Source organism: Nonomuraea sp. NPDC001684, from assembly GCF_053596515.1.
Genome location: NZ_JBSFGJ010000026.1, coordinates 1 through 25,692, shown reverse-complemented (window position 1 = coordinate 25,692; position 25,692 = coordinate 1). Strand labels below are relative to the sequence as shown.

At 71.1% G+C, this 25,692-nt stretch carries 28 protein-coding genes; 17 read left to right on the top strand and 11 right to left on the bottom strand.

Annotation, left to right across the window (positions count from 1 at the left end; translation table 11 throughout):
* Positions 1 to 42: 42 nt before the first annotated feature.
* Positions 43 to 2,115 (bottom strand): PhoX family protein, encoded by a 2,073-nt coding sequence (locus ACWCSD_RS08290; RefSeq protein WP_449913674.1) that lies wholly within the window; start codon positions 2,113 to 2,115, stop codon positions 43 to 45.
* A 129-nt stretch (positions 2,116 to 2,244) separates the two neighbouring features.
* Between ACWCSD_RS08290 and ACWCSD_RS08285 the strand changes: the two genes are divergently transcribed.
* Complete coding sequence (locus ACWCSD_RS08285; protein ID WP_352361113.1) at positions 2,245 to 2,667, top strand: sterol carrier family protein; 423 nt, start codon at positions 2,245 to 2,247, stop codon at positions 2,665 to 2,667.
* Here ACWCSD_RS08285 and ACWCSD_RS08280 read toward each other — a convergent pair.
* Complete coding sequence (locus ACWCSD_RS08280; RefSeq protein ID WP_449913672.1) at positions 2,664 to 4,688, bottom strand: hypothetical protein; 2,025 nt, start codon at positions 4,686 to 4,688, stop codon at positions 2,664 to 2,666. The two genes, ACWCSD_RS08285 and ACWCSD_RS08280, sit on opposite strands and share 4 nt — an antisense overlap.
* A 142-nt stretch (positions 4,689 to 4,830) precedes the next feature.
* Here ACWCSD_RS08280 and ACWCSD_RS08275 point away from each other — a divergent pair, with 142 nt between their 5' ends.
* The 4 genes from ACWCSD_RS08275 (at position 4,831) to purM (ending at position 8,586) form a co-directional block, all read left to right on the top strand.
* A complete protein-coding gene (locus ACWCSD_RS08275; RefSeq protein WP_387660719.1) occupies positions 4,831 to 5,238 on the top strand; it encodes a MarR family winged helix-turn-helix transcriptional regulator in 408 nt (135 codons plus the stop codon).
* 91 nt (positions 5,239 to 5,329) lie between these two features.
* On the top strand, positions 5,330 to 6,076 hold the full coding sequence (locus tag ACWCSD_RS08270; protein ID WP_449913669.1) for an SDR family NAD(P)-dependent oxidoreductase: 747 nt from the start codon (positions 5,330 to 5,332) through the stop codon (positions 6,074 to 6,076).
* 51 nt (positions 6,077 to 6,127) lie between these two features.
* Entirely contained in the window at positions 6,128 to 7,564 is a 1,437-nt protein-coding gene (purF, locus tag ACWCSD_RS08265; RefSeq protein WP_449913668.1) for an amidophosphoribosyltransferase, read from the top strand.
* Positions 7,561 to 8,586 carry a phosphoribosylformylglycinamidine cyclo-ligase gene (gene purM / locus ACWCSD_RS08260; protein ID WP_449913667.1) on the top strand — a complete coding sequence of 342 codons (1,026 nt, stop codon included), beginning with the start codon at positions 7,561 to 7,563 and terminating at the stop codon, positions 8,584 to 8,586. The genes purF and purM overlap by 4 nt, the downstream gene beginning before the upstream one ends.
* A gap of 33 nt (positions 8,587 to 8,619) precedes the next feature.
* Here purM and ACWCSD_RS08255 read toward each other — a convergent pair whose 3' ends face one another.
* On the bottom strand, positions 8,620 to 9,165 hold the full coding sequence (locus ACWCSD_RS08255; RefSeq protein WP_449913665.1) for a CGNR zinc finger domain-containing protein: 546 nt from the start codon (positions 9,163 to 9,165) through the stop codon (positions 8,620 to 8,622).
* An 86-nt stretch (positions 9,166 to 9,251) separates the two neighbouring features.
* On the opposite strand from ACWCSD_RS08255, the gene ACWCSD_RS08250 reads away from it, so the two are divergent.
* Positions 9,252 to 10,094: an alpha/beta fold hydrolase gene (locus ACWCSD_RS08250; protein WP_449913663.1), complete on the top strand. Its 843-nt coding sequence runs from the start codon at positions 9,252 to 9,254 to the stop codon at positions 10,092 to 10,094.
* A 91-nt stretch (positions 10,095 to 10,185) separates the two neighbouring features.
* On the opposite strand, the gene ACWCSD_RS08245 is transcribed toward ACWCSD_RS08250, so the two are convergent.
* Complete coding sequence (locus tag ACWCSD_RS08245) at positions 10,186 to 10,410, bottom strand: DUF3073 domain-containing protein (RefSeq protein ID WP_358301959.1); 225 nt, start codon at positions 10,408 to 10,410, stop codon at positions 10,186 to 10,188.
* Between the two features lie 151 nt (positions 10,411 to 10,561).
* Positions 10,562 to 11,641: a Leu/Phe/Val dehydrogenase gene (locus ACWCSD_RS08240; protein WP_352320458.1), complete on the bottom strand. Its 1,080-nt coding sequence runs from the start codon at positions 11,639 to 11,641 to the stop codon at positions 10,562 to 10,564.
* A gap of 105 nt (positions 11,642 to 11,746) precedes the next feature.
* Here ACWCSD_RS08240 and ACWCSD_RS08235 point away from each other — a divergent pair, with 105 nt between their 5' ends.
* Together ACWCSD_RS08235 and bldC are read left to right on the top strand one after the other, a co-directional pair.
* On the top strand, positions 11,747 to 12,610 hold the full coding sequence (locus ACWCSD_RS08235) for a hypothetical protein (RefSeq protein ID WP_352320456.1): 864 nt from the start codon (positions 11,747 to 11,749) through the stop codon (positions 12,608 to 12,610).
* A 322-nt stretch (positions 12,611 to 12,932) separates the two neighbouring features.
* Positions 12,933 to 13,136 (top strand): developmental transcriptional regulator BldC, encoded by a 204-nt coding sequence (gene bldC / locus ACWCSD_RS08230; protein ID WP_013133571.1) that lies wholly within the window; start codon positions 12,933 to 12,935, stop codon positions 13,134 to 13,136.
* A gap of 121 nt (positions 13,137 to 13,257) precedes the next feature.
* Here bldC and ACWCSD_RS08225 read toward each other — a convergent pair whose 3' ends face one another.
* The gene (locus ACWCSD_RS08225) at positions 13,258 to 13,869 is read right to left on the bottom strand and encodes a TetR/AcrR family transcriptional regulator (RefSeq protein ID WP_358301955.1); all 612 of its coding nucleotides are present in this window, start codon (positions 13,867 to 13,869) and stop codon (positions 13,258 to 13,260) included.
* A gap of 257 nt (positions 13,870 to 14,126) precedes the next feature.
* On the opposite strand from ACWCSD_RS08225, the gene ACWCSD_RS08220 reads away from it, so the two are divergent.
* From ACWCSD_RS08220 to ACWCSD_RS08205, 4 genes are all read left to right on the top strand, one after another.
* A complete protein-coding gene (locus ACWCSD_RS08220) occupies positions 14,127 to 15,119 on the top strand; it encodes a LacI family DNA-binding transcriptional regulator (RefSeq protein ID WP_358301952.1) in 993 nt (330 codons plus the stop codon).
* Between the two features lie 208 nt (positions 15,120 to 15,327).
* Positions 15,328 to 15,576, top strand: a complete 249-nt coding sequence (locus ACWCSD_RS08215) for a hypothetical protein (protein WP_125645653.1) — start codon at positions 15,328 to 15,330, stop codon at positions 15,574 to 15,576.
* A 131-nt stretch (positions 15,577 to 15,707) separates the two neighbouring features.
* Entirely contained in the window at positions 15,708 to 16,556 is an 849-nt protein-coding gene (locus ACWCSD_RS08210; RefSeq protein WP_449913658.1) for an N-acetylmuramoyl-L-alanine amidase, read from the top strand.
* Positions 16,553 to 18,145 carry a beta-N-acetylhexosaminidase gene (locus ACWCSD_RS08205; RefSeq protein WP_449913656.1) on the top strand — a complete coding sequence of 531 codons (1,593 nt, stop codon included), beginning with the start codon at positions 16,553 to 16,555 and terminating at the stop codon, positions 18,143 to 18,145. The genes ACWCSD_RS08210 and ACWCSD_RS08205 overlap by 4 nt, the downstream gene beginning before the upstream one ends.
* Positions 18,146 to 18,152: 7 nt before the next feature.
* Here ACWCSD_RS08205 and ACWCSD_RS08200 read toward each other — a convergent pair whose 3' ends face one another.
* The 3 genes from ACWCSD_RS08200 to ACWCSD_RS08190 are packed head-to-tail and all read right to left on the bottom strand — an operon-like array spanning position 18,153 to position 20,441.
* Entirely contained in the window at positions 18,153 to 18,713 is a 561-nt protein-coding gene (locus tag ACWCSD_RS08200; protein ID WP_397166627.1) for a GNAT family N-acetyltransferase, read from the bottom strand.
* 18 nt (positions 18,714 to 18,731) lie between these two features.
* On the bottom strand, positions 18,732 to 19,784 hold the full coding sequence (locus ACWCSD_RS08195; RefSeq protein ID WP_358301940.1) for a quinone-dependent dihydroorotate dehydrogenase: 1,053 nt from the start codon (positions 19,782 to 19,784) through the stop codon (positions 18,732 to 18,734).
* Between the two features lie 6 nt (positions 19,785 to 19,790).
* A complete protein-coding gene (locus ACWCSD_RS08190; RefSeq protein ID WP_449913653.1) occupies positions 19,791 to 20,441 on the bottom strand; it encodes a response regulator in 651 nt (216 codons plus the stop codon).
* An 18-nt stretch (positions 20,442 to 20,459) separates the two neighbouring features.
* On the opposite strand from ACWCSD_RS08190, the gene ACWCSD_RS08185 reads away from it, so the two are divergent.
* Both ACWCSD_RS08185 and lpdA read left to right on the top strand, forming a co-directional pair.
* Positions 20,460 to 20,834 (top strand): tautomerase family protein, encoded by a 375-nt coding sequence (locus tag ACWCSD_RS08185; RefSeq protein ID WP_449913651.1) that lies wholly within the window; start codon positions 20,460 to 20,462, stop codon positions 20,832 to 20,834.
* Between the two features lie 39 nt (positions 20,835 to 20,873).
* On the top strand, positions 20,874 to 22,253 hold the full coding sequence (lpdA, locus tag ACWCSD_RS08180; RefSeq protein WP_352361000.1) for a dihydrolipoyl dehydrogenase: 1,380 nt from the start codon (positions 20,874 to 20,876) through the stop codon (positions 22,251 to 22,253).
* A 56-nt stretch (positions 22,254 to 22,309) separates the two neighbouring features.
* Here the strand turns inward: lpdA and ACWCSD_RS08175 are convergent, their stop codons facing one another.
* Positions 22,310 to 22,774, bottom strand: coding sequence for an anthrone oxygenase family protein (locus tag ACWCSD_RS08175; RefSeq protein ID WP_449913649.1), 465 nt, complete (start codon positions 22,772 to 22,774; stop codon positions 22,310 to 22,312).
* A 108-nt stretch (positions 22,775 to 22,882) separates the two neighbouring features.
* Here ACWCSD_RS08175 and ACWCSD_RS08170 point away from each other — a divergent pair, with 108 nt between their 5' ends.
* Positions 22,883 to 23,371, top strand: coding sequence for a hypothetical protein (locus tag ACWCSD_RS08170; protein WP_397166622.1), 489 nt, complete (start codon positions 22,883 to 22,885; stop codon positions 23,369 to 23,371).
* On the opposite strand, the gene ACWCSD_RS08165 is transcribed toward ACWCSD_RS08170, so the two are convergent.
* The gene (locus ACWCSD_RS08165) at positions 23,372 to 24,190 is read right to left on the bottom strand and encodes a nucleotidyltransferase domain-containing protein (RefSeq protein ID WP_397166620.1); all 819 of its coding nucleotides are present in this window, start codon (positions 24,188 to 24,190) and stop codon (positions 23,372 to 23,374) included.
* 151 nt (positions 24,191 to 24,341) lie between these two features.
* Between ACWCSD_RS08165 and ACWCSD_RS08160 the strand changes: the two genes are divergently transcribed.
* Entirely contained in the window at positions 24,342 to 25,097 is a 756-nt protein-coding gene (locus ACWCSD_RS08160) for a hypothetical protein (protein ID WP_449913647.1), read from the top strand.
* 78 nt (positions 25,098 to 25,175) lie between these two features.
* Positions 25,176 to 25,643: a hypothetical protein gene (locus ACWCSD_RS08155; RefSeq protein ID WP_397166616.1), complete on the top strand. Its 468-nt coding sequence runs from the start codon at positions 25,176 to 25,178 to the stop codon at positions 25,641 to 25,643.
* Positions 25,644 to 25,692: the final 49 nt, after the last annotated feature.

The window sequence follows — 25,692 nt, the reverse complement described above, 5'->3', positions numbered from 1 at the left end:
ATTTCCTCAAGTTAACTTGAGGTCAACTGGTTTTACCGGGGATCAGCTGCCGATCTTCTTGCCACTGCCGTGCCAGACCACCGCCACCGACGGGCGCGGCTGGTCGCCGTCGGGCCAGCGGCTGGCCGGGTTCTCCGGGGTCGCGCCGTCGATCTCGCCCGGGTGCTGCACGGCCACGAACACGCTCTTCTGGTCCGCGGTGACCAGCGGGCCGCAGGTCTCGGCGCCGAGCGGGACCGTGAGGAACTGGCGCAGGTGGCCGCGGTCGGAGCCGCGCACCGGCATGACGAACAGGCCGTCGTTGCTGCCGAGCTGGTTGCCGTCGGTGGAGATCCACAGGTTGCCGTCGGCGTCGAACGTCACGTTGTCCGGGCACGAGATCGGCGAGACCTTGGTCTTGTCGAAGCCGGCGAAGTAGGTCGCGGGGTCGTTCGGGTCGCCGCAGACGAGCGGGAGCGACCAGGCGAAGGTGGTCTCGCCCGCGTCGTTGTTCCGCTCGGCCACCTCCAGGATGTGACCGTGCTTGTTGGACGGGCGCGGGTTGGCCTCGTCCACCTGGGCGGCGGTGCGGTTGGAGTTGTTGGTCAGGGCCACGTAGACGCCGCCGGTGACCGGGTTGCGCTCCATGTCCTCCGGACGGTCCATCTTGGTCGCGCCGACCTTGTCGGCCGCCGTACGGGTGTGGACCAGCACCTCGGCGGCGGTCATGCCGTCCACGTACGACTTGTCGCCCGACACCAGCGGGATCCACCGGCCCGAGCCGTCGAACAGCCCGTCGGAGGGCAGCTTGCCGGAGCCGTCGATCTCGGCGGCCGGGCTGTCGCCGGTGAACTTGGCGACGTACAGGGTGCCCTCGTCCAGCAGGGTGCGGTTGTGACGGTCGAAGCCCGGGATGTACCGGTCCTTGGAGACGAACTTGTAGATGTACTCGAAGCGCGAGTCGTCACCCATGTAGACGACCAGACGGCCGTCCGCGGCCAGGGTGGTGTTGGCGGCCTCGTGCTTGAACCTGCCGAGCGCGGTGCGCTTGATCGGCGTGGAGTCGGGGTCGAACGGGTCGATCTCCACGATCCACCCGAACCTGTTGGCCTCGTTCGGGTGCTTGGCCAGGTCGAAGCGCTCCTCGACCCGGTCGAAGCGGCGGCTGCTCGCCGGGGTGCCCGTCGTGATCGTGTAACGCGAGATGTACGGCCGCTGCGCCTCGGGGACCTTGTCGCCGTTGACGAAGTACTGGTCGAAGTTCTCCTCGGCGGTCAGGACCGTGCCCCACGGGGTGGAACCGCCCGAGCAGTTGTTCAGCATGCCGACCGGCGCCAGGCCCTTGGGGTCGGCGGCCGTCCTGAGCAGGGCGTGACCGGCGGCGGGGCCGGAGAAGCGCATCGGCGTCTGCGCGGTGACGCGCCGGTTGTAGCGGCGGCGGCCCTTGGTGGTGAGCTTCCACTCGCCGGTGCCGTGCGCCCGCTCGATCTCCACGACCGAGCCGCCGTGCGCGGCCAGCGCGATCCTGATCTGCTCCTCGGTGGCGGCCGCGCCGCCCGTGTACCCGCGGAACATCAGGTTCTCGTCGGTGTACTCGTGGTTCACCCACAGCAGGCCGCGGTTCTGACCCATCGGGAAGAACGTCACGTAGTCGCAGTTGTAGCCGAACTGCTTGTTCTGGGCGTCGGCCGTCTGGTTGTCGAAGTCGAAGGCCGGCGCGTCGTGCAGCACCGGGTCGCCCCAGCGCACGACCACGGAGGAGGTGTAGCCGTCGGGGATGCGCAGCGCGTCGTCCTTGTTCGGCGGCACCGGGGTGAAGGCGATCTCAACCGGGCCGCGCCCGCCCACCGCGACCGGCGCGGCGGCGGTCTCGGCCGCCGGCTCGTCGGCGAGCGCCGGGACCGCGCCCGCCACGCCCACGCCCGCCACCAGCGCGCCGAGCGCGCCCGCGCGCAGCACGCCGCGGCGCGTCAGCGCCTCCTTCACCACGTCGCCGAAGTAGGCGTTGCCCGTCGTGTTGGCCACGTCGTGCGCGCACGCGTTCCCGCAACGGAACTGACAGGTCAGAGCGGATCGGCCACCTTTGTGCGGGGTGGAAAGCAGCGGCAGCAGCCGCCCCGCCTCAGGGTTCGCCACAGGTCCTCCAGATATGTGCGCGGTTGTACGGCGGGGACGTTACGGTCGTCAACGAAACCCGGGGTGAACGACGACCTCCGCCCCGATGAACGCTTGCCGCGAGACAATGGACCCGTGCCACCACGCAAGATGGACCCGGAGAAGCTGCGCGCGGCCCTCGACGGCCAGCTCGTCGCCCTCGACGAGCCGCCCTACGACGGCCCCGCCTCGGCCCTGCCCGACGCCCTGGTCGCCGCGGTGCTGACCGCCTACGACCGCGGGCTCGCCCCCGAGCGCGACGCGGCCAGGCAGGCGGTGCGCCACCTGCTGGAGAAGCTGGCCGCCGCGGCTCCCGGCCGCACGGTCGAGGTGCGCGTGCCGCCCTACGCGGCCGTCCAGGCCGTCCCCGGCCCCCGCCACACCCGCGGCACGCCGCCGAACGTGGTGGAGACCGACGCCCGCACCTGGCTGGAGCTCGCGCTCGGCCGGCTGACCTGGGACGAGGCCATGGCCAGGGGCTCGGTCGCGGCGAGCGGCTCCCGCGCCGACCTGTCAGCCCACCTGCCGCTCTAGCGGCCCTTGCCCATCCAGGGGAACCTGCTCTCGAAGCACTGGTCGGCGAGCTGGCCGGGAAGCTGGCCGCACTCCTGGACCACCTTCCAGAACCAGATCGCGACGATCGCGAACAACACCAGCGACAACGCGCTGATCACGATCCCGGCGATGGCCCGGCCCCTGCCCACGCGCTTGGCGAGCGCCACACAGCCGAAGACGATCGACAGGATCGCGGTGAGCACGCCGGTGAAGCAGACGAACACCAGGAACGGGCTCGCCACGCCCAGCACCAGCGAGGCGGTGGCCAGGCCGCTGCCGGGCGGCGCGGTCGGCTGGGCGCCGTAGGGGCCGTACTGGCCGTAGGCGGGGGCTCCCGGCGGCGGGCCGTAACCGGGCGGGCCGCCATAGGGGCTGGAGGGGGTGGTGCCGGGAACGGACGCGTCCCGGCCCCCGGCCTCGTACGCCCCCGGAGCCCCCTCATAGGACCCTCCGGCCGCCGGCCCCCCATAGGCCCCCTCGCCGCCACCAGATCCCGGCCCTCCATAGGGCCCCTCCCTGCCGCCGGACGCAGTCGGCCCGCCATACGCTGTTGGCCCGCCATAGGGCCCCTCGCCGCCGCCGCCGGACGCCGTCGGCCCGCCATATGCTGTGGGCCCGCCGGATGCCGCGGGGCCGCCACCGCCGCCGGGCGCTGAGGGGCCGCCGTAGGCTCCCTCGCCCCCGTACGGGGCGCCAGGCCCTCCTGGGGGCACGCCCGCGCCTCCGGGTGTCGTCGGCACGCCTCCCACGCCCCCGGTAGCACCCGCGCCTACGGCGCCTCCGGGGCCTTCGATACCGCCTGAACCTTCAGCACCTCTTGCGCCTTCCGCACCTCGCGGACCTTCCGCACCAGCTCGGCCTTCGGCACCTAGCGGACCTTCCGCACCAGCTGCGCCTTCCACCCCTCCTGGAGCGGGGGCGCCGGCCGAGCCCGGCGTGCCCTCGCCCGCCGGGCTCCGGAAGTCCGGCGCTCCTGCGATGCGCCCGGCCCCCTCAGCGCCCTCCGCACCGCCCTCCGCGCCGCCCGGCCGCGCGCCCGGCTCCTCGGGGCCTCTGGCCGCGTGGGTGCCGGGGGGCGGGGGCTCGAAGGTGGGCACGTCGCCGTATTCGTACCGGGAGGGCGCGGGGCGACTCGGCTCCTCGTCCGGTTGCGTGCCCCAGCCGGGATAGGCCGGGGTGCCGCCGGGCACCGGATAGACCTGCGTCTCCTCGGCGTCCCCGCCGGACCACCGCGTCCTGGCGCCACCTGACGTGCCGCCCTCGGCCGGTCCCGGCGTCTCGGGCGAGGTGGGCAGGTCGGGATGGTCGGGACGGCCCCCGGGCCTGGGCTCGTGCGACGGCGGCACGTCAGGTGGCGGCGGTGGCACCACGGGCGGCACGGGCGCGATCGGCTCCTCGCCCTCCCGCTCCTCCTCGAACGGCCACTCATCCGCCCACCGCCCACCCCCGGGCTGCCCCCCAGCTCCTTCACCCTCGGACCGCCCACCCTCGTGCCGCCCGCCGCCCGACCGGCCTCCCTCTCCGGGACCGGCGCCTTCGCCGGATGCCGCACCCTGCGGAGCGTCCGCATGACCAGCGCCGCGCTCGTGACCAGGGGTGTGCTCGTGACCAGAGGCGTGCTCATGTCCAGGGGCGTGCTCATGTCCAGGGGCGTGCTCATGTCCAGGGGCGTGTTCGTGGTCGGGGGCGGTCCAGCCCTCCGGGGTGCCCGCGCCGCCGGTCGGCCCGGCGCCGGGCGGGCCGCCGACGGCCCACTCGCTCGGACGCCACTCGTTGCTCGTCGGCCCGCCCTCGTACGGCCCGATCTCCGGCGGCTCCTCCTCAGGCGCAGGCCGATCCTCCTCGGGCACCGGCCGGTCCTCCTCGGCCGTCCCCTCCCGCCACCATTCGGGCGTGTGCTGCGGCGGCGCGGATTCGGGCCGGCCCTCGCGGGGGTGGCCTTCGGGGTGCTGCGGGTCCTGCCCCTCGCGGGGTTCGTTGGGGTCCCCAGGTGTGGTCACGTCTGCGTCTCCCGACGGGTCTGCATGCCGGATACTTCACCTTTTCGCGGAGGGCATCGGCTAAAGCGCACGACACGGTAAGACGGGCGCCATCCTTGGGTCACCATGCGCCAAAGCGGCAGGCGGCGGGCAAGATGAGTGCATGCTGGACGAGACCCTGACGTACGCCCTGATCATGGTCATGAAGACCCACCGCAACCGGATGGCCGCCGCCCTGGCGCCACTGGGCCTGCACACGGGCCAGGAGCTGCTGCTCAACCAGCTGTGGCGCCAGGACGGCCTCACCCAGGGCGAGCTGATCGCCCGGCTGGGCGTGGAGCCGCCGACCGTCACCAAGACCCTCCAGCGCCTGGAACGCGCGGGCTTCGTCCACCGCTCCCCCGACCCCGACCGCCCGCGGGTGGGCCGCGTGCACCTGACGGAGGCGGGCAAGGCGCTGCGCGAGCCGGTCGAGGAGATCTGGGCCAGGACCGACGAAGAACTCCAGCACGGCCTGGACGACACCGAACGCGCCCTGCTGTCCCGCCTCGTCCGCGCCATCCCCCAGTAACCCTCTTCACCGAGAGCGAAACCCCCTTGCCTCCAGCGCCCAAAAGCGACTTAGCTGGCTAATTAGTCGGCTAATCAAGAGAGGCATCCCCATGCACGCGTTCATCACCGGCGGCTCCTCCGGCATCGGCGCCGCCACCGCGCTCGCCTACGCCAGGGCCGGCGCACGGGTCACGATCACCTACAACACCGGCCCCGGCCGCGCCGCCGAGGTCGTCAAGCGCATCGAGGAGTCGGGCGGCCAGGCGGCGGCCGTCCACCTGGACCTGGAGGACCACGCCACCATCGCGCCCGCCGCCGCCCAGGCGGGCCCGGTGGACGCCCTCGTGCTCAACGCCGTCCGCTGGGGCACGATCATGCCCAACAGCATGAGCTTCGAGGACGTGCCCGCCGCCGAATGGACGGCCGCCCTGCACGCGAACGTCGTCGGCAACGCCCTGCTCGTCCAGGCCCTCCTGCCCGGGATGCGGAGGAACGGCTTCGGCCGGATCGTCTTCGTCTCCTCGGGCGCCGCCGAGGAGGGCCAGCCGGGCCCCGGCCCGTACGGCACCGCCAAGATGGCCCTGCACGGCATGGCCCGCGCCCTGGCCTGGGAGGCCGGCAGGGACGGCGTGCTGGTCAACGTGGCCGTGGCCGGGCTCACGATCACCGAGGCCGAGCGCCCGGTCACCCAGGAGGTCCTCGACCGCGTCGCGGCCCGCACGCCGAGCCGCCGGCTCTCGACCGCCGACGACATGGCGGCGCTGATCCATTTCCTCGGATCGGCGGCGAACCGCAACGTCACCGGGGAGTTCGTCCGCGACGGATCCAACGCCGGCAGATCGTCCCACGTCGGCTGATGGAGCACCCGGGTGTGCGAGCACGGAAGCCCGCAACCTAAACTGAGGCATGTGCTGAAGGGCGACGGCCGGCTCGGCCATGACCTGGACCCCCAAGACCGCGCACCCAAAGACGCCTGTGGCGTCTTCGGCGTCTGGGCGCCAGGCGAGGAAGTTTCCAAACTCACCTACTACGGGCTGTACGCGTTGCAGCACCGCGGCCAGGAGTCCGCGGGCATCGCGGTCAGCGAGGGCAGCCGCATCCTCGTCTACAAGGACATGGGCCTGGTGGCCCAGGTCTTCGACGAGTCGGTGCTGGGCACCCTCCGCGGCCACCTGGCCATCGGCCACTGCCGTTACTCCACCACCGGTTCGAGCGTGTGGGAGAACGCGCAGCCGACCCTCAGCTCCACCGAGGTCGGCGGGCTCGCGCTCGCGCACAACGGCAACCTGATCAACACGCCGGAGCTGGCCGAGCGCCTGGCTCCCGGCTCCACCCGGGCGACCACCGACACCGAGATCCTGGCCTCGCTGCTCGCCCAGGATCGCACGCGTTCCATCGAAGACTCGGCGGCCGAGCTGCTGCCGCAGGTCAAGGGCGCGTACTCGCTGGTGTTCATGGACGAGAAGACGCTCTACGCGGCCCGCGACCCGCAGGGCATCCGCCCGCTGGTCCTGGGCCGCCTGGAGCGCGGCTGGGTGGTGGCCTCCGAGACGGCGGCCCTCGACATCGTGGGTGCCACGTTCGTCCGCGAGATCGAGCCCGGCGAGCTGCTCACCATCGACGAGGACGGCGTCCGGTCCCGCCGGTTCGCCCTGCCCGACCCCAAGGGCTGCCTGTTCGAGTACGTCTACCTCGCCCGTCCCGACACCACGATCGCGGGCCGCGGCGTGCAGGTCACCCGGGTCGAGGTCGGCCGCGTGCTGGCCCGCGAGCACCCGGTCGAGGCCGACCTGGTCATCCCCACGCCCGAGTCCGGCACCCCGGCCGCCGTCGGCTACGCCGAGGAGAGCGGCATCCCCTACGGCCAGGGCCTGGTGAAGAACTCCTACGTGGGCCGCACGTTCATCCAGCCCTCGCAGACCATCCGCCAGCTCGGCATCCGGCTCAAGCTCAACCCGCTGCGCGAGGTCGTCGCGGGCAAGCGCCTGGTGGTCGTCGACGACTCGATCGTGCGCGGCAACACCCAGCGCGCCATCGTGAAGATGCTGCGCGAGGCGGGGGCGCGCGAGGTGCACGTCCGCATCTCCTCGCCGCCCGTGGCCTGGCCGTGCTTCTACGGCATCGACTTCGCGACCCGCGCCGAGCTGATCGCCGGCTCGCTGTCGGTCGAGGAGATCCGGGCCTCGCTGGGCGCCGACTCGCTGGGGTACATCTCCCTGGAGGGCCTGACCAAGGCCACCACCATCCCCGCCGAGCGGCTCTGCCGGGCCTGCTTCGACGGCTCGTACCCGATCCCCATCGACCAGGACAACGTGGGCAAGTTCGTGTTGGAGAGCAAAGCGTGAGTACCTACGAGGCCGCCGGCGTCGACATCGAGGCGGGCGAGCGCGCCGTCACCCTGATGAAGGACAAGGTGGCGCGGGCCCGCCGGCCGGAGGTGGTCGACGACGCCAGCGGCTTCGCCGGGCTCTTCGACGCCTCGGCGCTGCTGCGTTACCGGCGTCCGCTGCTCGCCTCCTCCACCGACGGCGTGGGCACGAAGGTCATGATCGCCCAGCGCTACGGCAAGCACGACACGATCGGCATCGACCTGGTCGGCATGGTCCTCGACGACCTCGTGGTCTGCGGGGCCGAGCCGCTGTTCATGACCGACTACATCGCCGTCGGCAAGGTCGTGCCCGAGCGCGTCGCCGAGATCGTCGGCGGCGTGGCCGAGGGCTGCCGGCTGGCCGGCGCGGCGCTGGTCGGCGGCGAGACCGCCGAGCACCCGGGCGCCATGGGCCCCGACGAGTACGACCTGGCCGGAGCCGGCACCGGCGTGGTCGAGGCCGACGCCATGCTGGGCCCCGACCGGATCCGCGAGGGCGACGCGGTCCTCGGGCTGGCCTCCTCCGGCATCCACTCCAACGGCTACTCGCTGGTTCGGCACGTGCTGCGCGAGGCGTCGCTGTCGCTCGACGCGGTGCTGCCCGAGCTGGGCCGTCCGCTGGGCGAGGAGCTGCTGGAGCCGACCCGCGTCTACTCGCTCGACTGCCTCCACCTGGCCCGCACGACCGAGGTGCACGCCTTCGCGCACATCACGGGCGGCGGCCTGGAGGCCAACCTGTCGCGGTCGCTGCCCGGCCACCTCGACGCGCTGCTCGACCGGTCGTCCTGGACCCCGCCGGCGATCTTCGGCGTCCTTGCCGGGCACGGGCAGATCGCCCAGAAGGACATGGACCGTACGTTCAACCTCGGCGTGGGCATGGCGGCCGTGGTGGCGCCCGGCTCGGCCGACGAGGCGATCCGGCTGCTCGCCGAGCGCGGTCTGCACGCGTGGGTGCTGGGCGAGATCGTCCAGGGTTCGGGCCAGGCCCGCTACCGCTGACCCGAAGGGGGCCGGCTCGACCCCGGCCCCCGTTCAGCCGGTCTTGTGCCGCTGGTAGTGGCGGGCGACGCGCACCCGGTTGCCGCACAGCTCCGGTGAGCACCAGCGCCGCCGGGGGTGGGCGGGCAGGAAGATCATGCGGCACCGGGGCCCCTCGCAGGCCCGGATCCGGCTCGCCGCCGGATCGGTGAGCAGGTCGGCCGCGGCCTCGGCGAGCTGCGCGATCAGGCGGGCGAGCCGGTCGCCGTCCCTGCGCGCGCCCTTGGTGAGCCCGCCGTCCGTGACGTCCAGCTGCCCGTACGCGGGCGCGGCGCGCATCGCGTCGTTGATCGCCCCGACCGCCTCGCCGGCCGGTCTCTCGCCCCGGCGCACGGCGTCGACCGCCGCCGCCACGTGCGCCCGCAACTCCCGGACCGCGCCCAGGTCGTCCGCCGTGTACGGCCCCCCGACGGAGGTCAGCCGGCCCGCCTGACGATCGAGCCAGTTCCCGAACACGTCGGGCGTGTCGAGGACGTCGAAGTCCTCGGCCCGGGTGTTCACCAGGTCCAGCGCGAGCGGCTCACCGATCAGGAACTCCATGGTTCCTAATGCTACATCTCCCCCTTGACCTGTTAGAAGTCTGCCCGCTATAACTAACGCATCATTGCGCGAGAAAGGCATTAGGCATGGAGATCCCGGAGATCCGCCACGGTTTCGTGGACGTGGAAGGCGTGCAGGTGTTCTACCGGGAGGCGGGCCCGCGCGACGGCATCCCCGTGCTCCTGCTGCACGGCTTCCCCTCGGCCTCCCACCAGTACAGACGCCTGATGGACGCGCTGGGCACGCGCTACCGCCTGATCGCGCCGGACTATCCCGGCTTCGGCCACACCGAGGCCCCCGGCGACTTCGTCTACTCCTTCGACCGCCTGGCCGACGTGGTCGAGGGTTTCGTGCAGAAGATCGGCCTAGACCGCTTCGTCTGGTACGCCTTCGACTTCGGCGGCCCCGTCGGCTTCCGCCTGGCCACCCGGCACCCCGAATGGATCGCCGGCCTGATCGTCCAGAACGCCAACGCCTACGACGAGGGCCTGTCGGACCTGGCGCGCACCACCATCCACGCGCCCGCGGAGAGCCTGGGCGACCTGTTCACCCTGCCCGTCACGCGCGGCCAGTACGAGGGCGGCGCGTCGGACGTCTCAGCGGTCGCACCCGACGGATGGACCCTCGACCAGCACTTCCTGGACCTGCCCGGACGCCGGGAAGCCCAGCTCGCGCTCTCGCTCGACTACCGCTCCAACCTCGCGCTCTACGCCGACTGGCAGGCATGGCTGCGCCGCCACCGGCCGCCCACGCTGATCGTGTGGGGCCGCAACGACGCCTTCTTCCCGGAACCGGGCGCGCACGCCTACCTGCGGGACCTGCCGGACGCCGAGCTGCACGTGCTCGACACCGGGCACTTCGCGCTGGAGGACAGGCTCCCCGAGATCGCGCCGCTGGTCGCGGGCTTTCTCGACCGCACGCAAGCGTGACGAAAGCCCCACGGTTGCCCGTGGGGCCCGACGCTCATGAACGAGGATCCGGCACATGCCGGATCCTCGGCCACGTCACTCTGAAGAACGGCTATCGGCGACCGGGACGGCCGTCTTCGTCGTCCCCGGAGCCGTAGTCATCGGCGTAATCGGCATAGCGATCCGCCAGCTCATCGTTGAGGTCGTCGGCGTCGTCATTGCTGGAGTCTCCGACCCCGAGTTCGTCGCGCAGACGGTCAAGATCCGTGCCACCGCTGTTGTACTTCAGCTGGCGAGCAACCTTGACCTGCTTGGCCTTTGCTCGGCCGCGCCCCATTGGCTCGACCCCCTCGTGTGGGGTCGTCCCCGACCCCTCGTCGCTAACGCACCACACACTGACGCCGCCTGACTTTGGACGTCAGCCTATCGTTCGCCTATTACCGTACCTGTTTTGTGCCCAGCTCGGTACGTCGTATGGGCGTGGGGCGTCAGTGGCCCAGCCAAATGGCCCTAATACGCCCGACTTCCGACATTCTGCGCTCAGCTAGCCTATCCGCTGCCACAGCCGGCGGAACGCCCTCGTCCGCCGCGATCCCGAAGATCTTCAGAGTCGTGTCGTAGATCTGGGCCGCCTTCGCCCTGGCGCGGTCCATGCTGAAGCCCTCGATCTCGTCGGCGACCTGGATGACGCCGCCGGAGTTGACCACGTAGTCGGGCGCGTACAGGATCCCGCGGTCGGCCAGCTGCTTCTCGACGCCGGGATGCGCGAGCTGGTTGTTGGCCGCGCCGCAGACGATCTTCGCCCGCAGACCGGCCACCGTGGCGTCGTCGAGCGCGCCGCCCAGCGCGCAGGGCGCGAAGACGTCGATGTCGGACGTGGTGAGCGCCTGGGCGTCGGCGACCACCTCGACCTCCGGATGCCGCTGGCGCACCCGCTCGACGGCCCGCGGGTCGACGTCGCAGATCACGACCTCGGCGCCGTCCTCGCGCAGGAGGTCGACCAGGCGGTGGCCCACCTTCCCGACTCCCTCGACGCCGACCCGCCTGCCGTGCAGCGACGGCGTGCCGAAGACCCGTTCGGCCGAGGCGCGCATGCCCTGGAAGACGCCGAACGAGGTCAGGACCGAGGAGTCGCCGGCACCGCCGTGGGCCAGGGTGCGGCCGGTGACGTGGCGGGACTCGCGGGCGACGACGTCCATGTCCTCGCTGAAGGTGCCGACGTCGCAGGCGGTGATGTAGCGCCCGCCGAGCGACTCGACGAACCTGCCGTAGGCGCGCAGCAGCGCCTCGCTCTTGACCTTGGCCGGGTCGCCGATGATGACGGCCTTGCCGCCGCCGAGGTCGAGGCCGGCCAGGGCGTTCTTGTAGGACATGCCCTTGGCCAGGTTGAGCACGTCGGCCAGGGCCGCCTGCTCGTTCTCGTACGGATAGAACCTGGTGCCGCCGAGCGCGGGCCCGAGGGCCGTGCTGTGGACGGCGATGATCGCACGCAGGCCGCTCTGCTCGTCGGCGCAGAAGACGACCTGCTCGTGGACGTCCTTGTGGGACGTGCCGAAGACGTCGGTCACGGTAGTGACTCCCTGTCCGGTCCACCGCTCCTTCGCGGCGGAGGTCACTCTCAGACTAGTGAGCCCGACGGTGCGCGCAGGTGCTCTTCGTGACACGATGCCTCCGTGCTGCCCTATGCCGCCTACCTCCGCGTCTATGAGCCACTGACCGCGTTCGCCGAGTCCGAGCGCAAGCTGTGGGCCGACTACGCCGACTCACGCGACCGTCCGCGCCGGGCGAACGCGCTCAACGCGGAGCACAGCGAGTCGGTCATGCGCCTGCTCGGCATGCCCCCTCAGCCCGTTCCCGCCCAGGAGAGCCCCAATGCCTATCTGCGGCGTGTTGAGGACCGTTTGTACGTATGTCCCTGGCAGACGCGTCTGCGGTCGTGGCTGGCCTTCTCAAGGCTTCGTGGCGCCACTCCCGTGAAGCTGATGGACCGGCTCGTGCCCAAGGCCATTGCCGAGCAGACGGCCGACGACTTCGACCGGTTCAAGCGCCGGGCCGGTTCGTCCGCCTTGCGTACGCACATTCGCACCACGGCGTGGCATGTGCCGCCATCGTGGTTCGTGCCGTTTGATGGGAACGAGCGCTGGCTGGTGCTCGGCTCCTCCACCCCGGGACAGGACGTGACGACCACTACGGGCCGTAACCTCATCTACGTCACCTCCATGGCGCAGGCCAGGAGGCGGGCGGCCCGCGCCCTCAACGTGATGCGCCGGCACCTCGGCGACGCGTCGTCCAACTTCGACGTGGAGGACATCGCGCGCTGGCTGGAGGAGTTCCACCCGCACTCGCTGGTCGAGCTCGACTACGGCGGCCTGGTCCACCTGATGAACGACGACGCCCTCCAGGCCGACCAGTCGGTTGCTGAGCTTTCGGCCGCTTTGACCGGTCTGGACACGGGTCAAGAAGAACTTGCCTATGCCATGTACCAGCGCGTCATCCTTCGGTGGAAGTCAATGCAACAGCTGGAATCCGCCAACTGATTCCCAAAACAACCGTCTGACCTGCATGAGTAGGTCACGTCTCGCGGCTGCTCTCTTCTGCGAACTGAGTAGTTTGCCGTTTTCACTGCGATACCACGAACCGTGTCGCTAGAATCACCGAGCGTGACATCGCCATGGGGGCGGGCAGTTGGGTCAAAGAAGGGCTCGCCAATCGCTCTGCGTGGCGGTATGGTCACATCGGGTGATGCCGCATATGGCTCAGAAAAGCCGCACGCTCTGCGCCATAGGGGGACATCCGTGACACGCGCAAAGGCAGTCACAGGATCGCTAAGCCGGTCCACACGGAGGAGAGGCCGCACAAATGTCAGCTCGTACACCCGAGGCCGAGCCACTGCTCACGCCCGCTGAGGTCGCGACCATGTTCAGGGTCGACCCCAAGACCGTTACGCGGTGGGCCAAGGCGGGCAAGTTGACGTCGATTCGTACCCTCGGCGGTCATCGGCGTTACCGGGAGACCGAGGTTCGCGCACTGCTCGCGGGCATTCCGCAGCAGCGTTCCGAGTAGTCGCAAGGGTCGTCACGAACCTCAGGGGGGTTGAGGGTGGACCAGGTACGCTTGCCCGGTCCACCGACGTGACGTCGCACGGGGAAGTTGGCGTCGCCCGCCCGGCGCCACTCTTCCCCCGCTACCCCAGTTGCTCGCCGGTGAGCACGTCGAGCAGCTCGCCGACCTCGCCGTCGTAGGCGGCGGCCACGCCGAGCAGGGCCACCATGTGGTCGACGAGCATCTTCTCCAGGATCGGTCGCTCGACGTCGCGGTGCTCCAGCCAGTCGAGGCCGGCCGTCTCCACGGAGGCGATCCACGAGCGCAGCGTGGTGCGCAGCACCGGGCTCGGCTCCTCGACGCGCATCTGCTTCTGGATGAGGCGGAACAGCCTCCGGCGCACGCCGTCGACGATCTCCCCGACCTCGCCCGCCCGGTTGGCGGGCCCCCCGCGCAGCAGCGCGGCGAAGCCGGCGGCGTGCTCCTCGACGAAGTCGAAGTAACGCCCGAGGCCCGCGGCCAGCTCGTCGAGCGGCCTGCCGCCCTCGGCCGGGCGCAGCCGCGACTCCAGCTGCTCGGCCGCGCTCCTCAGCGCGGCCACGTAGAGCTCCTGCTTGCCGCCGAAGTAGTGGTAGACCAGCGCCCGCGAGGCGCCTGCCGCGGAGGCGACGTCGTCGATCGAGACGTCCTCGGCGTCACGGGTGCTGAACAGCTCCAGCGCGGCCGCCATGAGCTCCTCGCGACGGCGGTCCACACTCAGCCTTCGGCGTGCGGGGCGTGCCGTCTCGGCTGACTTCCCGGGTGTCACACCTGCACAGTATCCGACGGCATGCCCAATAGCGGACGTGTGGCGAATGGGTCAATATCAGGCTTCCCTAACCCGAAGCCGTACCCTGCGGCTTACTCGATCGTTTGGTGAGACAGGTGCCCATATCCGCATCGCGGGGGAGACACATGTCAGGACCGCCCGTCAACACTTCAACCATCGCCGAGCTCCGCGAGGTAGAGCCATTGCCTCGGCCACGACCCACCATCCGCAACGTCGCCGAGCGAGCCGGCGTCTCGAAGTCGCTGGTCTCACTCGTGCTGCGCGGATCCCCGCACGTGAGCGAGCATCGGCGGCAGGCAGTGCTCCAGGCGGCGCGCGAGCTCGGCTACCGGCCGAACGCCGTCGCGCGCAGCCTGGTGGAAGGACGTACACATCTGGTCGGGGCGCTCGTCGCCGACCTGCACAACCCGTTCTACGCCGAGTTCCTCGACGGCCTGCAGGAGAGCCTGCACGGCGACGGGCTGCGCATGCTGATCGGGAACAGCCAGTGGGACCCGGCGTTCGAGGACGAGGCCGTCGAGGCCTTCCTGGAGCTCCGGGTCGACGGGCTGGTGCTCTTAGGCATCGCGCCGACCAGCGAGACGCTGATCGAGGCCACCGCCTACACCCCGACCGTCGTCGTAGGGGAACGTGACATCGAGCTGGACGGCGTCGACATCGTGGTCGACGACGACCGGCTCGGCGCCCGGCTGGCCATCGACCACCTGGTGAACCTGGGGCACAAGCGGATCGCGCACATCGAGGGCCCCCGGTCCTCGCGCTGCGAGGGCTACCTCGTGGCGATGCGCAGGCATTCGCTGGCCCCGTACATCATGGTCGAGGCGGCGGACGCGACCGAGGAGGGCGGCCGCGAGGCGGCGATCGCCCTGCTGACCCGCGACCCGCGGCCGACGGCCGTGTTCGCGGCCAACGACGTGGTGGCGCTGGGCGTGCTGGCCGCCGCGGCCGAGCTGGGGCTGCGGGTGCCGGACGACCTGTCCGTGGTCGGCTACGACAACACCCACCTGTCGGCCTCCCGGCACATCTCGCTCACCTCGGTCGACCAGCCGCGCCGTGCCATGGGCAGGTCGGCGGCCGCGCTGCTGAGCGACAGGATAGGCGAGCCGGCCAAGGGCGCCCGGCTGCGCGAGATCCAACCCGAGCTGATCGTGCGCCGCAGCACGGGACCCGCCTGAGGGGATATCTGCCGGTTGCGCTGCCGTTGCGGGCCTTTATGGGCGCCGCAATGGCACGGCGGGCCAATGCGCAGGTCTCTCGTCAGCAAGCCCGCCCAAAGCCTGGGTCAAGCCGTACGGCAGCGTCGCCGGACGGCGGTTTACTCGTCAGGGTCATGCTAATTGTGGCCGAATCTGGTTCGGTCACGATCTGATCCGGGGGACAGTCATGCGTGATCCAGAACTGGTGTCCTGCGCCCAGCGCGCGGCGGCCGAGCTCGAACGCGCCTGGGGGCACTGGCGGGCGGGCAGGGGGCGGGGCACCGACGTCGGCGCCGAGTCCGTCGCCAGCTACGTGGCGCATTCCCTCGACCATCCGTGGGGCCGCCCCCGCGTCGTCCTCGGCCTCGACGCCGAGGACGCGCGGGAGCTGGCCGCCCTGCTCGAACGGCAGGAGGTTGGCGAGCACGTGTGGTGAAGCGGACGGCGAAACCGCCAGGCGGACCGTCGCAGCGGTCCCGATCCGGCACTTCGGCGGGGTCGCGGGCCGACTCGCAGGATTGCTGTTGATACGGGCCTGAACGCGTGGCTTCACGTAAGTTGGAGCTCATGCGTGCTCTACCAGCCACCGTCCTCGCCGTCTGCGGCCTGATCGCCTCCGCGTGCGGCGGCACCGAGCCTGGTGGCGCCGCGGCAGGTCAGGCCCCCTCCACCGTCCAGGAGACCGGCAAGGCGTCCGTCCAGGACGGGCCGACGGAGACGGCCACGGCGAAGCAGGCACCGCCCGGCGCCAAACCGCTCGCCGGCAAGGTCATCGTCATCGACCCCGGGCACAACGGCGCCAATTACCGCCATCCGGCCGAGATCAACCGCAAGGTCAACGTGCTGACCCAGATGAAGGAATGCGACACGACCGGCACGGCCACGAAGAGCGGTTACAGCGAGGCCGCCTTCACCTGGGACGTCTCCAACCGCATGGCGAAGATCCTTGAGCAGCGCGGCGCGACCGTCAAGCTGACCAGGTCGAGCAACGACGGCGTCGGCCCGTGCATCGACAAGCGGGCCGCGATCGGCAACAAGGCCCGTGCCGACGCCGCGATCTCGGTCCACGGCGACGGCTCGGACAACCCCTCGCACCGGGGATTCCACGTGATCCTCCCGAAGAAGATCAACGGGCCGGTCGACAAGGTCGTGGGCGCCTCGACCAAGCTGGGGATCGACGTACGCGACGCCTACCTCAAGGGCACCGGCATCCCCTACTCCAACTACGTCGGCACCAAGGCGCTGAACTTCCGCAACGACATCGGCGGGCTCAACCTCTCGACCGTGCCGAAGGTCCTCGTCGAGTGCGGCAACATGCGCAACGCCGTCGACGCGGCCAAGTTCCAGGACCCGAAGTTCAGGCAGCGGATCGCCTTGGCACTCGCGAACGGGATGCAGCACTATCTCGAAGCATGATTCCTCGCCCAGAGCTGCTCAGTGATCTTTCCGGCTCCTTCGAGCTGACCTCGGGCGCGACCGTCGCCGGTCCGTACGCGGACGCGGTACGTCGCGCGCTGCCCCTCCTCGACCTGCGCCCGGGAGACTCGGGCGAGATCGAGGTACGCCAGGATCCCGCGCTCGGCGCGGAGGCCTACCGGCTGACCACCGGGTCGCGGGGGATCGAGATCGTCGCCGGCGGGGCGGCGGGCGCGTTCTACGCCGCGCAGTCGTTGCACCAGTTGCTGCCGGACGCCTCCTACCGGTTCGCCGAGGGCGCGTCGTGGCCGGTGCCCGGGGTGCGGATCGAGGACGCGCCGCGGTTCGCCTGGCGTGGGCTGCACCTCGACGTGGCCCGGCATTTCTCCCCCAAGCGGGAGGTGCTCCGGCTGATCGACCTGATGGCCGTGCACAAGCTGAACCGGCTGCACCTCCACCTGGTCGACGACCAGGGCTGGCGGGTGGAGAGCCGGGCGTACCCACTGCTCCACGAGGTCTCCTCGCACCGGCCGCGCACGGCCACCAACTACTACCGGGAGCCGGAGGCGTACGACGACATCCCGCACGGCGGCTACTACACGCTGGAGGACCTGGCCGAGATCGGCGCGTACGCGCGGTCCAGGTTCGTCACGGTGGTGCCCGAGATCGACGTGCCGGGGCACGCCTCGGCGATCCTGGCCGCCTACCCGGCGCTCGGCGCCACCGGCGAGCCCTACGACGTGCTCGACCGGTGGGGCATCTCGCCGGCGATCCTGTCGCCGCTGCCGCCGACCGTCGAGTTCCTGATCACGATCTTCGACGAGATCATCGGCGCGCTGGGCGAGGTGCCCTTCTTCCACATCGGCGGGGACGAGGTCGTGCTCGACCACTGGGCGCAGTCGGCGCAGATCACGGCCTACCGCGAATCGCTGGGGCTGTCCACGGTGCCCGACCTGCAGGCGTGGTTCCTGCGTCAGCTGGCCGACGCCCTCGCCGAGCGCGGCGCGCGGGCCGTGGTGTGGGACGAGGCGTTCGTCAGCGGCGGGCTGCGCCAGGACACCGTCGTCATGCCCTGGCGCGGCATGGGCGTCGGGCGGCGGGCCGCCGCGGCGGGCCACGACGTGGTCGCCACCCCGGTGTTCCCGCTCTACTTCGACTACGCCGAGGCGGCCTCCGCCGACGAGCCGATGGCCATCGGCGACACCACCACGGTGGCCGACGTGGCCGCGTTCGACCCGGCCCCCGCCGACTGGACGGACGAGGAGCGGGCGCGCGTCATGGGCGTGCAGGCCCAGCTGTGGACCGAGCGGGTGCCCGACCCCCGGACCGTCGACTACCGGCTCTGGCCGCGGTCGTGCGCGCTGGCGGAGGTGGCCTGGGCCGGCTCGGGCGGCGACGGGTTCGCCGAGCGGCTGGAGAGTCACCTGCGGCGGCTCGACGCCATCGGCGTGGAGTACCGGCCGGTGGCGGGCCCGCACCCGTGGCAGCGGCGGCGTCCGCACCGGCCGAGCGGCGTGAAGGTGAACGAGGTGATGGAGCGCATCGACGCCATGACGCACGACGCGGAGTCGACCAGGCCGAGCGTCTGACCGTCGGTCAGATGGGCGCGGGACGGTCGTTGAGTATGCGCTGGAACAGCACGTGGTCCTGCCACGCGCCGTCGATGCTGACGGCGCGTGGGGCCATGCCGTACTCCTCGAAGCCCGCCTTGCGCAGGACCGCCTGCGAGGCCTTGTTGTGCAGCAGCGTGCCGGCCTCCACCCGGTGCAGGCTCAGGTCCTCGTCGGCGGCCCGGCACGCCTCCAGCACCGCCTTGGTGGCCAGCCCCCGCCCGTTGTAGGCGGCGTCCACCCAGTAGCCCAGCGACGCGCTCTGGGCGGCGCCGCGGATGATGCTGTTCAGGTTCATCCTGCCCACGACGCGGTCGCCGTCCGTGAGCACCCACGGCATCACGAAGCCGGCCGCACGGTCCTCGGCCAGTCGTTCGAGGCGTGCGGCCTGGCCCGCGGGGGTGAAGAAGTCGGCCGGCCTGCGGGGCTCCCAGGGGCGCAGGAAGTCGCGGTTGCGGCGGTAGGCGTCGGCCAGCGCCCGCGCGTCGGACCTGGCGACGGGACGCATGACGACGTCGTCGGTGAGCTTCACCTCGGCATTGATCACGATTCCACGATAGGGGCCCTAGGCGGTGCGGCCGATCGCCTCGGTGACGGAGGACAGGCCGTGGCGGCGGACCCGGCGGGCGAGCTGCCGGTGGATGCGGGCGGCCCACAGCGGGCCGCCGTAGATCCAGCCGGTGTACCCCTGGACCAGGGTGGCCCCGGCCAGCAGGCGCTCCCAGACGTCGTCGACGTCCTCGACGCCGCCCACGGAGACCAGCGTGAGGCGGTCGCCGACCTTGGCGCGCAGCCGGCGCAGCACCTCCAGCGAGCGCCCCTTGAGCGGACGCCCGGACAGGCCGCCGGTCTCGCCGCCGTGCCTGATGGTGGTGTTGGTCGCGATGATGCCGTCCAGGCCCAGCTCCACGGCCAGGTCGGCGACCGCGTCGACGTCTTCGTCGGCCAGGTCGGGGGCGATCTTCACCAGCAGCGGCGTACGGCGCGGCGTCGCGTCGGCGACCTCCTTGACCGCGACCAGCAGCGGGCGCAGCAGCTCGACCGCCTGAAGGTTGCGCAGGCCGGGCGTGTTGGGCGAGCTGACGTTGACCACCAGGTAGTCGGCCAGCGGGGCCAGCTCCCTGGCGCCGGTCACGTAGTCGGCCACCGCCTCGGACTCCGGCACCACCTTGGTCTTGCCGATGTTCACCCCGACCACGACCGGCACCCCGCGCGTACGGCGCAGCCGCCGGGCGGCGGCGCGGGCGCCGGAGTTGTTGAAGCCCATCCGGTTGATCACCGCCCGCTCCCCCACCAGCCGGAACAGGCGCGGTTGCGGGTTGCCGGGCTGGGCGTGCGCGGTGATGGTGCCGACCTCGACGTGGCCGAAGCCGAGCGCGGCGATCGCCTCGGCGCAGGCCGCGTCCTTGTCGAACCCGGCGGCCAGGCCGAACGGGCCGGGGAAGTGCACGCCGAACGCGGTCACCCGCAGGACCGGGTCGTGCGGGGCGAACGCTCGGTGGAGCAGCCGCTTGAGCAGGGGCAGCCGGGCGAGCACGGCCAGGCCCTTGACGGTGAGACGGTGCACGGCCTCGGCGTCGAAACGCCGCAAGACCTGCGTGAACACGAGGCGATACATCACGGGTCAGGCTACCAATCCCGCCTCGTGGGCGATGATCGCGGCCTGGACGCGGTTGCGCACGTCGAGCCGGGTCAGGATCGTGCTCACGTACGCCTTCACGGTGCCCTCCACGATGTGCAGCCGCTTGGCGATCTCCGCGTTCGACAGGCCCGCGCCGAGCAGCGCGAGGACCTCCCGCTCGCGGTCGGTGAGCACGCCGACGCGGTCGCGGGCCTCGGCCTCGCGGGCCATCCGGCCGCCGCCGAGCTGGGCGATCACGCGCTGGGCCACCTTGGGCGACAGGTACGCCGCGCCGTCGGCGACCGCGTGGATGCCGGCGATCAGCTCGCGCGGGTCGCCGGACTTGAGCAGGAACCCGGCGGCCCCCACCTCCAGCGCCCTGGCGATGTAGTCGTCCTCGCCGAACGTGGTCAACATCACCACGGCCGTGGCGGGCGCGACGCGGCGCAGCTCGGCCGCGGCGGCCAGGCCGTCGAGGCGCGGCATGCGGATGTCGAGCAGCGCGACGTCGGGACGGTGGCCGATGGCCAGGTCGACGGCCTGTCTGCCGTCGCCTGCCTCGGCGACCACCTCCAGGGCCGGGTCGGAGTCGAGGATCGCCCTGACCCCGGCCCGGATCATGGCCTCGTCGTCGGCGAGGAGTACGCGGATCACGCCCTCTATATTGCCGACATGGCACAAGTGAAGGTTTACGGGCGTCGTGACGTGTGGGCCGGACGGCAGCGGGAGATCTCCGATCTGCTGCAGTCGTGCCTGGTCAGCGCGTGGGTCGTGCCCGAGGAGAAGCGGTTCCACCGGTTCCTGCTGCTGGACGCCGACGACTTCGTCTGCCCGGGGCGCAGCGCGAACTACCTGATCATCGAGGTCGTGTGCTTCACGGGACGCAGCGACGACGCCAAGCGCGCGCTGATCCGGTCGATCTACGAAAAGTCGGGATACGACCCCGAGGATGTGGAGATCACGATCATTGAGATGCCCAAGGTGAACTGGGGAATCCGGGGCCTTCCGGCCGACGAGCTGACGCTGCCGTACAAGGTGGAGGTCTAGCGTCAAGGGTGGCCTGGGGCGGGCGGTATGGTCCGAGTCATGAGCACTCACTATGACGTCGTCGTTCTCGGCGCGGGTCCGGGAGGATACACGGCCGCCGTCCGCGCCGCCCAGCTCGGGCTGCGTACCGCGGTCATCGAGGAGAAGTACTGGGGTGGCGTCTGCCTGAACGTGGGCTGCATCCCGTCCAAGGCGCTGCTGCGCAACGCCGAGCTGGCCCACATCTTCCACAACGAGGCCAAGACGTTCGGCATCAGCGGCGAGGTGAGCTTCGACTACGGCGCGGCCTTCCAGCGCAGCCGCAAGGTCGCCGACGGCCGGGTCAAGGGCGTTCACTACCTGATGAAGAAGAACGCCATCACCGAGTACGACGGGCGCGGCACCTTCCTCGACGCCAACACCCTGCAGGTCAACGATGAGACGATCACGTTCGACCACTGCATCATCGCGGCCGGGGCCACCACCAGGCTGATCCCGGGCACGCAGTTGTCGGAGCGGGTGGTGACGTACGAGGAGCAGATCCTCACCGAGAACCTGCCGCGCAGCATCATCATCGCGGGCGCGGGCGCGATCGGCGTGGAGTTCGCGTACGTGCTGCACAACTACGGCGTCAAGGTGACGATCGTGGAGTTCCTCGACCGGGTCGTGCCGCTGGAGGACGAAGAGGTCTCGGCCGAGCTGGCCAAGCGCTACAAGCGGCTCGGCATCGAGGTGCTGACCTCGACCCGCGTCGACGGCATCGAGGACACCGGCGGCTCGGTCAAGGTCACCGTCACCCGCGACGGCCAGACCCAGGTGCTCGAGGCCGACAAGGTCATGCAGGCCATCGGCTTCCAGCCGCGCGTCGACGGCTACGGCCTGGAGAAGACCGGCGTGCAGCTCACCGAGCGCGGCGCGATCGCCGTCGACGGCCGCTGCCGCACGAACGTGCCCCACATCTTCGCCATCGGCGACGTCACCGCCAAGCTCATGCTGGCCCACGCCGCCGAGTCGATGGGCATCATCGCCGCCGAGACCATCGGCGACGCCGAGACCATGGAGCTCGACTACGTGATGATCCCGCGGGCCACGTACTGCCAGCCGCAGGTGGCCAGCTTCGGCTACACCGAGGCGCAGGCCCGCGACCTGGGCTACGACGTCAAGGTGGCCAAGTTCCCCTTCACGGCCAACGGCAAGGCCCACGGCCTGGGCGACACCGCCGGGTTCGTCAAGATCATCAGTGACAACACCCACGGCGAGCTGCTCGGCGCCCACCTGATCGGCCCCGAGGTCACCGAGCTGCTGCCGGAGCTCACGCTGGCCCAGCAGTGGGACCTGACCGTGCACGAGGTCGCGCGCAACGTGCACGCGCACCCGACGCTCGGCGAAGCGGTCAAGGAGGCGATCCACGGCCTCGCGGGCCACATGATCAACATGTGATCCCGTCGCGCGGATGCGCATCCCGGTGCTCGTCCATCGGGATGCATCCGGCCGGGTCAGGCCCAGACGTAGAGGGCGACGCCCAGCAGCGCCACGGCCAGCGCCGAGGCCCAGCCGCGCAGCGTGTTCCACCGGGTCCAGCGCGGCGCGTACGCCTGCCAGGCCAGGTCACCCGCCTCCAGGGCGTTGTTCATCGGCACGTTGATCGCGGCCGTGACGGCGATCGAGCCCAGGAAGTAGACGACGGCCGCCGCGAACGCCAGGACGGCCGGCCCGCCGTCCCCGCCGATCAGCAGGAACACGCCGGCCAGCAGCGAGGCCACGGGCGCGAGCGTGAACGTGGACAGGAACCCCGGGTTCAGGATCTTCCTGTTCATGCTGCGCATGGCGGCCGCCGCGCCCTCCTCCCCCACGGCGTCCAGGCCGGGCATGACGGAGGTGGAGAAGGCGAAGAACACGCCCGCCATCAGCCCGTTCAGGACGAGGGCGAGCACCGAGGAGACGACCGCGAGTACGCTCACGTCCCTATGATCCCTTACGTCACCCTTGTCCAGAACGCTCGGCGATTCTCATTGAACGTTCATATATTCCTGAGATGTCTCTGAGACCGGAGGCCCACCGTGGTGCCCGTGCCTCCAACGAACGCGCAAACACAGATCGGACGGCTCGGGGCCGTCACGGTACGCCTGGGGCTCTTCGGGCTGGTCGCGCTGGGCATCCTGGGCGCCGGCCTGGAGCTGGCCTTCGAACGCCACTGGCAGTCCTGGCAGCAGTTCGTCCCCTGGGTGGCGCTGCTGGCGCTCGGGGCCGCGCTCGTGCTGCTGGCCCTGGACGCCTCACCCCTCACGCTCAAGGTCGTCCGCGGGATCGCACTGGTGGTGCTGCTCGCCTCCGCCTACGGCGTGTACGCGCACATCTCGGCCAACCATGACATGGGCGCCTTCGACCCGCGCCACGCCGACACCTGGCAGACCCTCTCGCCCCTCACCCAATGGTGGTACGCGCTGACCAAGTCCGTCGGCCCGGCCCCGCCGCTCGCGCCCGGCATGCTCGCCCAGAGCGCGCTCCTGCTGCTGCTGACCACGCTGGCCCCCGCCAGGGCCAGGGAGAACGCCTGATCACACCCCGCAGGCGGCCCGCACGTCGGCGACGAGCCGTTCGGCGGCGGCCACCGTACGGGTGATCTCCTCCGGCGTGCCGCCGACGGAGGCGAGCAGCGCCTGGGCCCGCTCGCCGAAGCCGGGGGGCGCAGAGGGCAGCCGGTCGGCGGCGGCGACCATGCCCTTCTCGTTGATCAGCCAGGCGCCGTCGGCCGCGTGCAGGGCGTGGCAGGCGACGCCGATCGCGCGGAACAGCGCCCCGGCGGCGTACACCGGGTCGCGCCCGGCGGCGCCGTATGCGGCGATCGTCAGCGAGAAGCCGGCCTCCCACAACCCCTGGACCAGCGCCTCGCGCAGCGCGGGCGGGTACGCGGCCGTCTCGGCGCGCAGGGCCGCCAGCTCGCCGGACGGGTCGGCCAGCACCTTGCACAGCGCCACCTCGCCCGCGTAGGCGTGGGAGTAGAAGCCCAGCGGGTGGCCAGGCTGGACGCCGATCTCGTACCGTCCGGCACGGCAGTCCTGCCAGACGCGGCGCACCCGGTCGAGGTCGCGGTAGATCCAGTCCACCCGCCACCCCTCGACGGTGAGCCAGCCGCCGCCGTCGACCCATGGCCCCCAGCCGCCGGGCTCGGTCACCTCGGTCGGCTCGCCGGTCATCTCCCGGGCGAGGGCGCGCAGGTCGCCGACGGCGAGCGGCCCCCGGTAGTACAGGCCCAGATCGATGTCGGAGTCGGGCCGGTGCGTGCCGCGCGCCCGGCTGCCGCCGAGCGCGACCGCCACCACGCCGGGCACCTCGGCCAGCTTCGCCGCGATCTCCCGCAGCCGTTCGTCACGCATGCCGGTCCGCCATCCGTCCAACCTACCGAAGGACCAAATCGCATATTTCCGAACCACTCCGGCATTTTCCGCGTCACACTCAAGCACAGCCCGGTGTGTGATCCATGAGACTGGAGAGACCGAAGTGGCGTCAGGTCGCAAACTCGTAGCCATGGCCGTGATGACGGCCGCCGCGCTCACCACGGGAGGGGCCGTGGCCCGGGGCGAGGCCCGCCCGGCCGCCGCCGCCGTTCAGGAGCCGGCCCCCGTGACCACCACCGCTCTGACCACCACCCCCGCCGCCGTCGCCGAGCCCGCCTGCGTGCGGGTCAAGGGCGCCGAGGTGTGCGTGGGCCCGGACGGCAGCGACCGGCCCGGCATCTGGGTCGAGGACACCCGCAACGACAAGCTGCACGCCGCCGTCGAGTACCACCTGAACGAGTACCTGGGCACCAAGTACGTCATCCACAACCTGGCCGGCAAGGGCGAGATCCGGGGCAACCGCGAGATCGGCAGGACGGTGACGTTCCGGGCCGCCGTGTACGAGGGCAACCACCGCGTCCGGGTGGGCCGCTGGAAGACCGTCCGCAACCTCACCAAATACCCGGTCAAGCGCGACACCGGCGTCACCCCGGCCGCCGCTCGGGGCCGTGCGGAGCTGTGCTCGTACACCAAGGGCGGGGCCAGTGTGTGCTTCCACGAGCGCGACACGTACGTCTTCGCCTGCGACACCAGGGCCGACGAGTACCAGGCACGCGCCGAGTACTTCGTGGCCGGCGACCCGACCGCCCGCTACGAGATCCACCAGCTCGCCGGCCTCAACACCTGCGGCAAGGCCGAGCACGGCGACCAGTCGATCAGCATGTACCGCGCGTCGGTCTACAACGGCTCCCACCGGGTCGCGACGCGGCAGTACAAATACAACTAGCTTGCAAGCGGCCCCGCAAGCCGATTGAAATCGGGCCAATGCACTGTGTGGTCATCCCAGAGAGGAAGGAACCCCTCGATGACCGCCTCCCGTACCGCCGCCGTCCTGACCGGTGTCGCCGCCGCAGCCCTGGTCGCGCTCGCCTCCTCCCCCGCCCAGGCCGCCTCGGCCGCCCCCTGGGGTCCCTACTACGCCCCTGGGCACGCCGCCAAGGCGACCGGCACGCTGAGCGCGACCGGCGAGGACCACGCCGACCTGCCGACCGCCGACGTGGTGCGGATCTCCGGCAAGCTGACCGACTCGACCCGCAAGGACTCCGCCTGCGGCTGGGCGGTGTTCCGCATCACCTACCGCGACGGGAGCAACCTGCCCAACAAGGAGCGCGGCATCCGCAACTGCTCCGCCAGCTCCGCCAAGCGGTTCTCCTTCGAGTACCACGACGTCTACCAGGTCGAGCTGAAGGTCTGCGCCGAGGGCAAGGGCTCCAAGCCGTCCCTGAACTGCCTGTACGCCGGCACCTGGAAGACCCTCTACCTGTCGAAGTGACCACCCCCGGCGGCGGCGTCCCGCCCATCCACCGATCGGTGGATGGGCG